A 12,552-nucleotide genomic window follows, 5' to 3' on the forward strand; every position below is an offset into this window, starting at 1 on the left:
GAGCGGTACCTGGGCACCCGTGCGCAGCGGCCCCTAGGCGACGCTCGCGCGCACCTGCGCCGCCTCGGCGCCGCGGCCCAGCCCGTCGAGCAGGTCGGCGAGCTCGAGGCTGATCCCCGTGTGCGCTGCCGTGCCGACGGACACCCGATCGCGGGCGCTCGCCATCACCGCGACGGCCTCGTCCGCGCGGTCGGCCGCTGCCAGACCGCGTGCGGCGTACACCTCGCCGCCCGCTGCCGTCATGACGTCGCCCTCGCGCGCGAGCACGTCGGCCGAGGCGAGGAGGACGCGCACGCCCTCGTCGAGGCGGCCGGCGTCGACGAGGAAGCGCCCCTTCGTGTCCTGCACGTTCGCGGCGTACCAGACCGCGTCCTCGGCCTCCGCCTGCGCGGTCGCCGCGTCGAGGTCCGCGAATCCCGCCTCGTCGCCGCCCATCAGCCGCGCGCGGCCCATCCCGTGCAGGAGCGCGGGCATCCCCCGGAAGCCCTCGACGCGCCGCCCGTGCTCGAGCGCGCGCTCGAACACGTCGCGCGCGTCGGGGTCGCCGAAGCGGAGCAGCAGCTCGCCGAGTGCGGAGCCCGCCTCGGCGGCCAGCCCGAAGGCCTCCGCCCCTTCCGCGAGGTCGATCGCCTCGCTCCACGCGCGATACGCCATCCCCGGCTCGTCGTTCGCGAGGGCGGCGTGCCCGAGATGGAGACCGGTCTCGGCCACCGCCTCGGGAGCCGCGCCCGTCGCCTTCTCCTCGAGGTAGACCGTCTCGAGGTTCTCCAGGCCGGCGGCCGCCTGACCCGCCTCGAGCTGGATGCGCGCGAGGTTGAACCGCAGGCCGACCGTGGGCAGCTCAGCCCGCTCGGCGTGGCGCAGGGCGAACTCGATGCGCGCCGCGGCCTCCTCAGGCCTCCCGAGGTCGCTGAGGATCATGGCGGTGAGCTGTGCCGACGACGCGATGAGGCCCGCGACGTCGATCGCGACAGACTCCGCGAGAAGCCGCTCCGCGAAGCCGAGCGCCTCGTCGAAGCGCCCCTGACCGCCGAGCACCTGGGCGCGCAGGCGCAGCTCGGAGAACAGCGGCCACCCGGCGTTCGCGCGGTCGTCGATGCGCGACGCGGCAAGCGCGTCGGCCTCGTCCGCTCGTCCGAGCTGGATGAGCGCCTGGAGCCGCTCGCTCTCGAGCGCGTGGCGCAGCAGGAGCGGGTCGTCGGCGGGGAGAAGCACCTCCGCCTCGTCGAGAGCGGCGAGCGCGGCCTCGGGCTGCTCGGCGCGCAGGCGGGCGGCGCCGATCGTGATGAGCAGGTCGGCGACGACGGTCGACGGCAGGTGCGCGGCGCGTGCGCGCTCGATCTCCGCCTCGAGCGTCGGGATGTCGTCGGGGGTGCACCGGCCGAGCAGGAGCAGGCCGAGACGCTCCTCGAGGTCCGCGTGCTCGGCGAGGCCGTGGGCGCGCAGGGCCGCGGTCCGCAGGGCCAGAGTAGCCAGGGCGGCCTCATCGTCGCCGCTCTCGAGCTGCGCGTAGAGGAGCACGCGATGCAGCTCGGCATCGTGGTCGCCCTCTCCGAGCGCGAGGCCTGCGGCGACGGCCGCTCGCACGCCATCGAGGTCGGCCGCGAACAGGCGCCGACGGGCGTGCGTCAGCCATCCGGCCGCGTCAGCGGGCTCGGCGTCGTCGACGACGGGCGGCGCGTAGCTCTCGCCGCCGAACGGCGCCTCCCAGCGCTGCGCGCTCAGGGCCCGCTTGCCGGCCAGCGTGCGGGCGAACCAGTCGTTCCCGTTGCGCGCGTCGAAGCGCGCCGCGATCGTCTCGGCGGCCGACCACGCGGCATCCCGCAGCTCGCCCGCGGTCCGCGGCCCGTCCGCGGCGCCCAGGAGCGGCTCAAGCGTCGGATGGTCGGAGCCGCGCACCCGGGTCGCTCCCTCGCCCGCCTCGACGACCGCGTCGAGGAGGACGCCGACGGCGGCGAGTCCGGAGAAGTGGTTCGCCTCGTGGAAGGGGTCGTGCGCGAGCCCGTCGATGTGCCGCTCGAGCAGCTGGAGCCCGCGCGCGAGGTTGCCGGTCACCGCGCAGAAGACGAGGTGGTTGGCGATGATGGGGAAGCCGTCCGGGTTGGTCCGGGCCGCGCGGTAGCTGCGGGCGTGGGCGGCGAGCGCCTCCTCGACGCGCCCCGCCCTCAGGAGCGGGAGCAGCGCCTCCGACTCGGCGAACTCGGGCTCCTCCCCGCACGAGAGGCCCTGCTCGAGGATCTCCTCCCACAGCCGGATGGCCTCGGCATCGTCTCCCCGCAGCTGGGCGAAGGTGGCGTCGCTCGAGCGCACGCACGCCTCGCAGTGCGAGTAGTCGTCTCGCTCGAGTCCGTCGCGCTCGATGAGGAAGCGCGCGGCCGCATCCGGGTCGCCGAGCAGCAGCGCGACGTCGTGCCGGGACTGCAGGACGCCGGTCTGGCCGACGCCGGCCTCGCGATAGCGCCGCTCCATGTCGGCGTGCAACGCGGTGACGCGCTCCCGCGGGAACCGGCTGTTGCTCGCGAGCCGCCCGGCCATCCACTTGTACTGGAACAGCAGGTCGACGTGCACGCCGGGGTCGATCGGAAAGCGCACGGGGTCCGCATCGTGCTTGCCGACGCACCATCCGAACGACGCGAGCATCGTGTCGGTGTCGCCTGCCATGTGCGCCGACGGGGTGAGGTGCATGCGCGCGCGATAGGCGAGCTCCTCCTCGCCCGCCTCGTCGGCGAGCCGCACGGCCTCGTCGAGCAGCGCGCGCTCCTCCGGTCCGACCGGAAGCTCCGCCGCCTCCTCGAGAAGCCGCTCGATCTTCCGCGCCTTGCGGCTTCCGAGTGCGCTCATGCCTGTTCCCCTTCGAGGTCTCCGGCGATCCCGACGCTCAGGGTCACCATGTCGTTCATCGCCGACGTCAGCATCCGGCGATCGGCCGCGGTGAGCGGCCGATGCGACGCGAGCAGCGCCTGCACGTACAGCAGCTTGACCGTGCGGTCGAAGACGAGGTCGTCGCCGAGCGCCGCGAGGCGCGCGACGAGCGGGCTCGTCCAGTTCAGGCAGAGGCGCACGGTCGCGGCCTCCCTGCCGTCCTCGCGACGGCGCTCCTCGATGAGGGCGCTCACGTCGCCGAGCACGTCGCCCCAGATCCCGCCAGATGCGACCTCGCGCGCGCTGTCGCGCTCGATGCGGCGCACGACCTCGGGATCCACGACGCAGAGCGCGGGCAGCTCGGCGGGAGCGAACCCGCGAGCCGAGACCGAGCAGCCCACCTCGGCGAGCGCGGCCGTGGCCCGCTCCTCGAGCGCGACGGCCCTCGCCCGCTCGGCGAGCGGCGGCGGCGTGAGCTCGTCGAGGAGCTCGCTCACGGTGACCCGCGAGACGGGGAAGTCCAGCAGCTCGGGCAGCCGCCGCAGCAGCGCGGCGTCGTACGCGTATCCGCCGTTCACGACGGGAGCGTCGGACGGCACGATCGCCGCGACCTGGCGGAATTCGTCGACCGTCTCGGCGTAGCGCGCCGCGTCGTGCCGCCGGGTCAGGTCGGCGATGGTCATGTCGCCCGCCGACGTCTCGACGGTCAGCCACGGCAGCACCGTGCGCGCGAGCTCGTCGTCGTGAGCCGCCATCGCCTTGAGCGCGAGCTGGTGCACGGCGAGGAACTCCTGGAACTTCCACGGCCGGGTGGTCGCCTGCCGCAGGATCCACGCGCGGATGGCGGCACCCAGCTGCTCGCGCGTGTGCTCGAGCGCGGGGTCCTCCACGAAGGCCTCGCGGCTCGCGGTCGGCGAGAGCCCCGTCGTGTCGAGCACGCATCGGGCGAAGAAGGCCCAGTCGGGCAGCAGGCCGTCCAGGTGCTCGCTCACGAGCATCCGGCCCAGGTGCACCGTGCTCGCCTGGCGCGCACCGGGAGGCGGCGCGAACGGGAGCACGAACGCGACGCCCTCCGTCCCCGTCCCCGGGACGGAGAGCGGGATGACGTCGAGCGGCCGCCGGCCGAGCAGCTCCGTGCCCAGCGCGAGGAGCGCGTCGGACGGCTCATCCGCCGCGGCCCCGAGGAAGACGGGCGTGCGGGTGACGGTGTCGAGCGTGGCGTCGTCGTTGCGGATGGCGACCGAGACCGGCAGGTACTGCCCGAAGCGCGTCGCGAGGGCCCGGACGCGGTCGGGCGCGAGCAGAGCCGCGTCGTCGGGGCGCGGCTCCAGCACGATCTCGGTGCCCACGGCCATCCGCGCGGTCTCCTCCGGGTCGAGCTCCCGGATGCCGAACTGCCCCGACGCGTCGCCGATCCACTCGATCGCGGGGGCGCCCTTCGCCGACCGGCTGCGCACGACGATCCGGTCGGCCACCATGAAGCAGCTCAGCAGGCCGATGCCGAACTGGCCGAGGTAGTCCGCGCGTCGGGCCTGCAGGAGGTCGTCGCGCTTCGACGAGCGCCCCACGGTCGACAGCAGCTCGGCGGCCTCCTCGGCCGTGAGGCCCACGCCGTTGTCGCGGAAGCGGAAGGGGCGTCCGGAGGCGGCCGGCTCGATCTCGAGCACGCCGGCGGGAGCCCCTCCGTCGAGGTCGCGGCGCGCCCGGATGGCGTCCCGGCCGTTCTGGAGCAGCTCGCGCAGGAAGACCTGGGGGCTGGAGTAGATGTGGCGGCTCAGGAGGTCGACGACCCCGCGGAGATCGACCTGGAAAGGCCGGACGTCAGGGGCACCCGATTCGAACCGCACCCGTCCAGCCTACGGATGTCGGTGAACTCCCCGTGCGCGCGGGGCCGTCAGGCGTCGCGGCGTGCCTCAGACGACGTACTCCATGAGCTCGCGGCCGAGTGCCCGGAACGCCTCGTGCGCACGGTCGCGGTGCAGGATCCCGGCGTCGTCGAACTCGACGAAGAGCGCGTAGGCCACGGCGCCGCGCGCTCCCGCGAGCACGCCGGCCTCGGCGCGCACGTCGGGCGCCCTGCCCGTGCGATTGAGGAAGAGGAGCCCGTGGGGGTCGTCGTCGTGGGCGAACGGGTCGAGCCCGGTCGCGCTGCCCACGAGGCTGAGATCGTGACCCTGCGTCAGCCATTCCGCGACCTGCGCGCTCACCGCGGCGTTCACGACGCGACGCGACACGATGTCGGCGAAGAGCCGCGCGAACTCGCGCGCCGTTCCGAGCGCGACGTGCGGGGCATCATCCGGCCCTCGCCGTTCGCGGAAGTGGTCGAGCAGGGCCGACCGCGGCATCCCGAGTGAGACGAAGCGCCGGGTCACCCTCTCGTGCCCGACCCGGTCCAGCAGGGCGTTCGCGGCGAGCGCGTCGTCGGTCGTGGCGGCGAGGATCGCGAGGTCGCCGGCGGGGAGCTCGCGCGTGCGCAGGTGCCGCCACACCCCCGACATCCGCACCGGGTCGAGCGGATCCCGCGCGACGATCTCGTCGGGATCCAGCTCTCCGGCGTCGAACTGCGCGGCGGCCTCGACGAGCAGCGGCACCGTGCCCACGCCGCCGACCGGCAGGGTCACGTGGTCGTCTCCGCTCAGCAGCACCGTCTCGCGGTCGAGGTCGACGACGTGCACGCCGGCACGGGCGTCCGCCGCGACGAGGGCCTCGATCGAGCGGAGCGTCGCGGTGAAGGTCGGCTGCAGGATGGCACGGCGACGCAGGCGGCGCGCCTCCCGACGCTCGCCGCGCAGCGAGACGGCTTCCTTCTGAGGCTCGATGGCCACGGGTCCCTTCCCATCCGCTCGCACCCGCGAGCGGCGACGTCGGGGTGCTCTCGGCGACGCCCGCTCCGCGATGGATGCAGGTGTGTCTCGATTATGCCCGCGCGGGAGCCGCCCTCAGCGAACTCTCACCAGATCGTCACGCGCTGGTCCTCGGGGAGCCACAGCGCGTCGCTCGGCTGGACGTCGAAGGCGGCGTAGAACGCGTCCACATTGCGCACGATCTGGTTGCACCGGAACTCGTTCGGCGAGTGCGGGTCGATCGTGAGGAGGCGGATGGTCTCGGCCTCGCGCGACTTCTGCTGCCACACCTGCGCCCACGACAGCAGAAGGCGCTGCACACCGGTCAGGCCGTCGACGACCGGCGCCTCCTCGCCGCCGAGCGAGAGCTCGTAGGCCTTGAGGGCGATGCCGAGACCGCCGAGGTCGCCGATGTTCTCGCCGATCGTGAGCGCTCCGTTGACGGTGTGCGACGCGTCGAGGCCCTGCGGGACGAGGGCGTTGTACTGCTCGATGAGCGACCGGGTGCGCTCCTCGAAGGCGGCGCGGTCCTCCTCGGTCCACCAGTCGTTGAGCGCACCGGTCCCGTCGTAGCGGCTCCCCTGGTCGTCGAACCCGTGGCCGATCTCGTGCCCGATGACGCCGCCGATGCCGCCGTAGTTCGCCGCGGGGTCGCGATCGGCGTCGAAGAACGGCGGCTGCAGGATCGCCGCGGGGAAGACGATCTCGTTCATGAGCGGGTTGTAGTACGCGTTCACGGTCATCGGCGTCATGAACCACTCGTCGCGGTCGATCGGCTTGCCGACCTTGCCGAGCTGCCGGTCGTGCTCGGCGATGTTCGTGCGGCGGACGTTGCCGATGAGATCGGTCGCGGTGATCTCGACGGCGTCGTAGTCGCGCCACTTCGCGGGATAGCCGATCTTCGGGGTGAAGGTGTCGAGCTTCTCGAGCGCCTTCTCGCGCGTCGCAGGGCTCATCCACTCGAGCGTCGAGATGCTCTGGCGGTACGCCTCGGTGAGGTTCGCGACGAGCTCGTCCATCGCGGTCTTCGCGCTCGGCGGGAAGTGCCGCTCGACGTAGACGCGGCCGATCGCGTCGCCCAGCGCTCCCTCCGCGAGCGACACACCGCGCTTCCAGCGCTCGCGGATGGTCGGCACGCCGGTGAGCTCGGTGCCGTAGAAGGCGAAGTTCTCATCGACGAAGTCGTCGGACAGGTACGGCGCGAGGGCGTGCACGACCTGGAACCGCAGCCACGCCTTCCAGTCGTCGAGGCGCTCGGCGACGAGGAGCGAGCCGAGGCCCTCGAGCGCCGAGGGCTGGTAGACGACCGCCTCGGCGAACACCTCGGGCCTGCCCGGCGCGACCGCGTCGCGCCACGGCGCGAGGTCGACGCCCGCGAGCTGCTGGATCTCGTCCCACGACTTCAGGTTGTAGGTCGCGACGGCGTCGCGGCTGCGGACGTTGTCCCAGTGATGCGACGCGATGTCCTTCTGCAGCGCGTAGAGGCGCTCGGCCTGGCCCGCGGCGTCGTCGACGCCCGCGAGCTCGAGCAGGCGCTCCACGTGACGGCGGAACGCCGCGCGCGTGCCCTCGAAGTTCTCGAGGCGGAAGTAGCTCTCGTCGGGGAGCGAGATGCCCGACTGGACGAGGAACGGGACGTAGCGCGTGGGGTCACCCGGGTCGGGCTCGACGAACACGCCGATCGGGCCGCCCAGACCCTCGCGGTCGAACTCCCCGGCGGTGCGCAGGAGCGATGCCACGTCGGAGACCGCGTCGACGCGCTCGAGGAGCGGGACGAGCGGAGCGGCCCCGAGCGCGGCGATGCGCTCGGTGTCCATGAAGCTCGAGTAGAGGTCGCCCACCTTGCGCGTCTCGGTGCCGGGCTCGGCGGCCTGCGCCTCCTCGACGATCGCGCGCACGTCCTTCTCGGCCTGCTCCGCGAGCTGGTGGAAGGCGCCCCAGCGCGCCTTGTCGCCCGGGATCTCCGTGCGATCGATCCAGGCGCCGTTGACGTGGCGGTACAGGTCGTCCTGCGGCCGGATCTCCTCACTGAGCTCGTCGAGGGCGATACCGGAGGGGAGGGATGCAGCCGTCATGCGCTCCATCGTATGCACAGCCCCGGACGCGGGCGCCGCGCTCGCGTCCCGCCTCCGTCCTAGGCTCGGATGGTGACCGCCCGCCGCTCCCTCGACCGCGACATCCTGCGGCTCGCGGTCCCCGCTCTCGGCTCGCTCATCGCCGAGCCGCTCTTCCTCGCGGTGGATGCCGCCATGGTCGGGCACCTCGGCATCGACGAGCTCGCGGGCCTCGGCATCGCGTCGGCGGTCCTCACCACGATCGTGGGCCTCATGGTGTTCCTCGCGTACTCCACGACCCCCGCGGTCGCGCGCCGCTTCGGCGCGGGAGACGTCCGCGCGGCCGTCTCGGTCGGCATCGACGGCATGTGGCTCGCACTCGGCATCGGCGCCGTCCTCGCAGTCGCCGGGACCTTCGCCGTCCCCGCGCTCGTCGCGGCGTTCTCGCCGGACGCCGCGGTCGCCGGGCACGCCGAGGCGTACCTCGGGATCTCGATGTGGGGTCTTCCCGCGATGCTCATCGTGTTCGCCGCGACGGGCCTCCTGCGCGGGCTGCAGAACACGATCGTGCCGCTGTGGATCGCGGGCGCGGGCTTCACGCTCAACGCCGGGGTGAACTGGCTGCTCATCTACGGGCTCGGATGGGGCGTCGCCGGGTCGGCGGCCGGAACCGTCCTCGTGCAGTGGGGCATGGTCGGCGCCTACGTCGTCGTCATCGGGCGGCTCGCGCGACGCCACCGCGCGACAATCCGTCCGCACCGCGAGGGGCTCGGCGGCTCCGCCCGCTCAGGCGGATGGATGTTCCTGCGCACCGTGAGCCTGCGCGTCGCGACGCTCGGCACGGTCTGGGTGGCGACCGACCTCGGCACGCGCGAGCTCGCCGGATGGCAGGTCGTCTTCACGATCTTCTCCACGACGGCGTTCGCGCTCGACGCGCTCGCGATCGCCGCGCAGGCCCTCGTCGGCAAGGCGCTCGGCGAGAGGGACCCGCGGCAGGTGCGCGCCGTGCTCGGCCGCACCGTGCTGTGGGGCGTGTGGGGCGGCGTGGCGGCCGGCGTCGTCATCGCCGCGCTGTCGGGCGTCATCGGCGTCGTCTTCACGGGCGACGCGGAGGTGGCCGCCGACATCCAGCCCGCGCTCCTCGTGCTCGCGGTCTCGCAGCCGATCGGCGCCTTCGTGTTCGTGCTCGACGGCGTGCTCATGGGCGCGAACGACGCACGCTACCTCGCGATCGCGGGAGGCCTGAACCTCCTCCCCTACCTGCCCGCGCTCATCGCGCTCGCGTGGCTCTCGCCATCCGGACCGGGAGCGCTCGCGTGGCTCTCCGCGACCTACTACGGGGTCTACATGCTCGCGCGCGGCGTCACGCTCGGCGCGCGCATCCGCGGCCGGGCCTGGATGGAGCAGGCCGCGTAGCTCAGGCGCTCTCGAGCTCGGCGATCACGACCTTCTTCTGCTGCATCATCACCTGGATGGCCGCGGGGCTGCTCACGAGCTCGCCCATGTTGCGCGGGATGATCTGCCAGCTGACCCCGAACCGGTCCTTGCACCATCCGCACTGCTCGGCCTCGGGCACGTGCGACAGCGCCTCCCAGTAGCGGTCGATCTCCTCCTGCCCGTCGCACGAGACGACGAACGAGACGGCCTCGTTGAAGGTGAAGAGCGGTCCGCCGTCGAGGCACACGAAGTCGACCCCGTTGAGCGTGAACTGCCCGTTGAGGACCTTCCCGCTCATGCCCGTGAAGTGGGCGTCGAGCTTCTCGTCGGGGTACTCCTCGATGCTGCGGATGCGCGAGTTCGGGAAGACGGAGACGTAGTACTCCATCGCCTCCCGCGCGTTGTCGTCGAACCACAGGCACGGCTGGATGCGGGCGAGCTCGGCCATTTCGGACTCCTTCGGCGTCGACGGTCGCTGACGCCGCTCACGCTACGCCCGCGCGCGGGTCGCGTCGAGGGGTGGCGTCACGCGTCGCGCGCGTGCCGCCGGGCCCACTCGTACATGACGATCGCACCCGCCGCGGAGGCGTTGATCGAGCGCGTCGAGCCGTACTGCGTGATCTCGATGTGGCCCGAGGCCGCGGCGAGCGCCTCGTCCGTCAGGCCCGGCCCCTCCTGGCCGAAGAGGAGCACGCACCGCTCTGGCAGCTCGGCCCTGTCGACGGGCACGGCGTCGCCCACGTTGTCGACCGCGATGATCGGGAGCCCCTCCTTCGCGGCCCAGGCCGCGAACGACGCGACATCCGGATGGTGGACCACGTGCTGGTAGCGGTCGGTCACCATCGCGCCGCGCCGGTTCCAGCGCTTGCGGCCGATGATGTGCACCGACTCGGCGAGGAACGCGTTGGCGCTGCGGACGATCGACCCGATGTTCATGTCGTGCTGCCAGTTCTCGATCGCGACATGGAACGGATGGCGGCGCGTGTCCAGGTCGGCGACGATCGCCTCCATGCGCCAGTAGCGGTACCGGTCGACGACATTGCGCGAATCGCCGTTCGCGAGGAGCTCGGGGTCGTAGTGATCGCCCTCGGGCCACGCGCCGGGCCAGGGCCCGACGCCGTGCGTCGACGCCTCGCGGTGGGGCTCGGGCTGCGGGTCCGTCACCGGACGAGGTTACCGGGTGTCAGCGCAACACGGCCCCGGCGCCCGGTCCTCCTGTCGGACCCGTGGGGCTCGTGTGCGCGTGTCGACCCCACCCGGCGACACCAGCCCCAGCCATCCGAATCCGCACACGCACGCCGGCCCGGCGCCAGCGCAACACGGGCCGCTGCCCGAGTCCGCTCAGCGCACGTGACCCGTGTGTCCAGGGACCACGGGGGTCTCGACCCACTGCCCCGAGGCGGCCGACTCCTCGGCCGCGGTCAGCACCTGCGCCGACGCGAGCCCGTCGTGGATGGTCGAAGTATCGGATGGCTGACCCGCCACCGCGAGCAGGAACTTCTTCGCCTCGATCGTCTTGAGATCGTCGTAGCCCATCGACGTGCCGGACCCCGGCTGGAAGCGCGCGAACTCGGGGAAGGTCTCGTCGGCGAGCAGCCGGGTGTACCCGAGGCTCTCGCCGGGGCGGCGGATGGCGAGCTCGAGCTCGTTGAGGCGCTCGAAGTCCCAGCGCAGCGAGCCCTCGGTGCCGAAGACCTCGATCGCGTACTCCGCCTTGGGGCCGACCGCGAGCCACGAGGCGTCGAGCGTGCCGAGCGCGCCCGCGGCGAGCGCGGAGTCGTCGAAGCGCAGGAGCATGTTCGCGTAGTCGTCGTTCTCGACCGGGAGCATCCGCCCCTCGTCGGGCGTCCCGGCAAGGCCCGGGCGCTCCGTGATGAACGTGCCGGTCGACGCGGTCACCGAGCCGATCGGGCCGAGCAGGAAGTGCACGAGGTCGACGAGATGGCCCATGAGGTCGCCGAGCACGCCGGATCCGCTCGTCTCGCGCACGAAGCGCCACGCGCGCGGCGACTGCGGGTCGGCGCTGAAGCCGCCGAAGAAGCGACCGCGCACGTTCGTGATCCGGCCGAGGGCGCCCTCCCCGATCAGCTGGCGCGCCCGCTGGATGGCCGGCGGCTGCCGGTAGTTGAAGCCCACGGCCGACTGCACGCCCGCGTCGACGACGGCGTCGCGGATGGCCGCGGTCTCGTGCGCGCCGCGCCCCGCGGGCTTCTCGATCCAGATGTGCTTGCCCGCCCGCGCGGCCGCGACGCCCACCTCGGCATGCAGGAAGTTCGGCGCGCAGATCGAGACGACGTCGACGTCGGGGTTCGCGAGCACCTCGCGATAGTCCGCCACGGCGCTCTCGTAGCCCAGCACATCCGTCGCGTGCGAGCGACCCGCCTCCGCGGTATCCGCGGCCTGGACGAGGCGCGGCCGCAGACCGAGCTCGGGGTAGACGAACGGGACCGACCGGTAGGCGCGGCTGTGCAGCCGGCCCATCCAGCCGACGCTGACGAGGCCGACGCCGATCTCGCGGACGGGGGATGCGGTCATCGACGACCTCCGGGGCACGGGCGACGACGACGTCGCGGGAACGGGACCGCACCACGCTACGAACGCGCATCCCTTTTGTCAAGACATTAGCTCTTTCAGCACCTCCGCGCGTCGCCGTAGGCTGATCGCGTGGCTTCACCCGCGGCGGACGACTACCTCAAGACGGTGTACTCGCACACCGAGTGGCAGGACGACCCGATCACGCCGTCGGTGCTCGCCGGGAAGCTCGGCGTCGCCCCGTCGAGCGTGACCGAGATGGTGAAGAAGCTCGCGGCGGCCGGCCTTGTCTCGCATGTGCCCTACGGCGCCGTGCGGCTCACGGAGGAGGGCGAGCGTCGCGCGATCGGCATCATCCGCCGGCACCGTCTCATCGAGACGTGGCTCGTGCGCGAGATGGGTTACGGCTGGGACGAGGTGCACGACGAGGCCGAGGTCCTCGAGCACGCGCTGAGCGACCGGCTGCTCGAGCGGATCGACGAGCGCCTCGGGCGCCCGTCGCTCGACCCGCACGGCGACAAGATCCCGGATGCCGAGGGCCAGATCGAGCGCGAGGCCTTCGTCCTGCTGGCGGATGCCCCGGTCGGGCACGTCGGCCGGGTGCTGCGCGTGCGCGACCGCGACCCCGAGCTCCTGCGCGAGATCGAGGGCGCCGGCATCGACGTCGGCCGCGAGGTGGCGGTCACCGAGCGCGGCGTGCTGCTCGACGGCGACGACGTCGTGCTGCCCGAAGGTGCGGCCGACGTGATCTGGCTGACGGCGTAGTACCGCAGTACCGCACCGCCCCGCGAACATCCGCCTCCGCGCCGACGCGGCAGGGCACC

The 12,552-nt window shown here is 72.8% G+C and carries 9 protein-coding genes; 2 read left to right on the forward strand and 7 right to left on the reverse strand.

The genetic code is table 11. From position 1 onward, the window contains the following. Window positions 1-33: 33 nt before the first annotated feature. The 4 genes from GC092_RS15785 to GC092_RS15800 form a co-directional block, all read right to left on the reverse strand. Window positions 34-2,841 carry a hypothetical protein gene (locus GC092_RS15785; RefSeq protein WP_324013225.1) on the reverse strand — a complete coding sequence of 936 codons (2,808 nt, stop codon included), beginning with the start codon at window positions 2,839-2,841 and terminating at the stop codon, window positions 34-36. Beyond that, window positions 2,838-4,709 (reverse strand): HSP90 family protein, encoded by a 1,872-nt coding sequence (locus GC092_RS15790; protein WP_282978426.1) that lies wholly within the window; start codon window positions 4,707-4,709, stop codon window positions 2,838-2,840. The genes GC092_RS15785 and GC092_RS15790 overlap by 4 nt, the downstream gene beginning before the upstream one ends. Window positions 4,710-4,775: 66 nt before the next feature. Further along, a complete protein-coding gene (locus tag GC092_RS15795) occupies window positions 4,776-5,687 on the reverse strand; it encodes a serine hydrolase (RefSeq protein WP_324013228.1) in 912 nt (303 codons plus the stop codon). Window positions 5,688-5,812: 125 nt separating this feature from the next. Then, complete coding sequence (locus GC092_RS15800) at window positions 5,813-7,780, reverse strand: M13 family metallopeptidase (protein WP_324013230.1); 1,968 nt, start codon at window positions 7,778-7,780, stop codon at window positions 5,813-5,815. Window positions 7,781-7,849: 69 nt separating this feature from the next. Between GC092_RS15800 and GC092_RS15805 the strand changes: the two genes are divergently transcribed. After that, window positions 7,850-9,175, forward strand: coding sequence for an MATE family efflux transporter (locus GC092_RS15805; RefSeq protein WP_324013232.1), 1,326 nt, complete (start codon window positions 7,850-7,852; stop codon window positions 9,173-9,175). Window position 9,176: 1 nt separating this feature from the next. Here the strand turns inward: GC092_RS15805 and GC092_RS15810 are convergent, their stop codons facing one another. The 3 genes from GC092_RS15810 to GC092_RS15820 all read right to left on the reverse strand — a co-directional run bounded on the left by GC092_RS15810 (window position 9,177) and on the right by GC092_RS15820 (window position 11,731). Further along, window positions 9,177-9,644: a VOC family protein gene (locus tag GC092_RS15810; RefSeq protein WP_271172591.1), complete on the reverse strand. Its 468-nt coding sequence runs from the start codon at window positions 9,642-9,644 to the stop codon at window positions 9,177-9,179. A 77-nt stretch (window positions 9,645-9,721) separates the two neighbouring features. Beyond that, window positions 9,722-10,360: a TrmH family RNA methyltransferase gene (locus GC092_RS15815; protein ID WP_324013233.1), complete on the reverse strand. Its 639-nt coding sequence runs from the start codon at window positions 10,358-10,360 to the stop codon at window positions 9,722-9,724. Window positions 10,361-10,537: 177 nt separating this feature from the next. Continuing rightward, a complete protein-coding gene (locus tag GC092_RS15820; protein WP_324013234.1) occupies window positions 10,538-11,731 on the reverse strand; it encodes a Gfo/Idh/MocA family protein in 1,194 nt (397 codons plus the stop codon). 129 nt (window positions 11,732-11,860) lie between these two features. Here GC092_RS15820 and GC092_RS15825 point away from each other — a divergent pair, with 129 nt between their 5' ends. After that, on the forward strand, window positions 11,861-12,493 hold the full coding sequence (locus GC092_RS15825; protein ID WP_271172588.1) for a metal-dependent transcriptional regulator: 633 nt from the start codon (window positions 11,861-11,863) through the stop codon (window positions 12,491-12,493). The last annotated feature ends 59 nt before the right edge of the window (window positions 12,494-12,552 follow it).

The sequence above is a fragment of the Microbacterium sp. JZ37 genome (assembly GCF_035188445.1).
Classification (GTDB): domain Bacteria; phylum Actinomycetota; class Actinomycetes; order Actinomycetales; family Microbacteriaceae; genus Microbacterium; species Microbacterium barkeri.

What these genes read in the sequence shown, in the direction of transcription:
- GC092_RS15800 (WP_324013230.1), bottom strand. Translation starts at nt 7,780, where the DNA reads ATGACGGCTGCATCCCTCCCCTCCGGTATCGCCCTCGACGAGCTCAGT.
- GC092_RS15785 (WP_324013225.1), bottom strand. Translation starts at nt 2,841, where the DNA reads ATGAGCGCACTCGGAAGCCGCAAGGCGCGGAAGATCGAGCGGCTTCTC.
- GC092_RS15805 (WP_324013232.1), top strand. Translation starts at nt 7,850, where the DNA reads ATGGTGACCGCCCGCCGCTCCCTCGACCGCGACATCCTGCGGCTCGCG.
- GC092_RS15810 (WP_271172591.1), bottom strand. Translation starts at nt 9,644, where the DNA reads ATGGCCGAGCTCGCCCGCATCCAGCCGTGCCTGTGGTTCGACGACAAC.
- GC092_RS15820 (WP_324013234.1), bottom strand. Translation starts at nt 11,731, where the DNA reads ATGACCGCATCCCCCGTCCGCGAGATCGGCGTCGGCCTCGTCAGCGTC.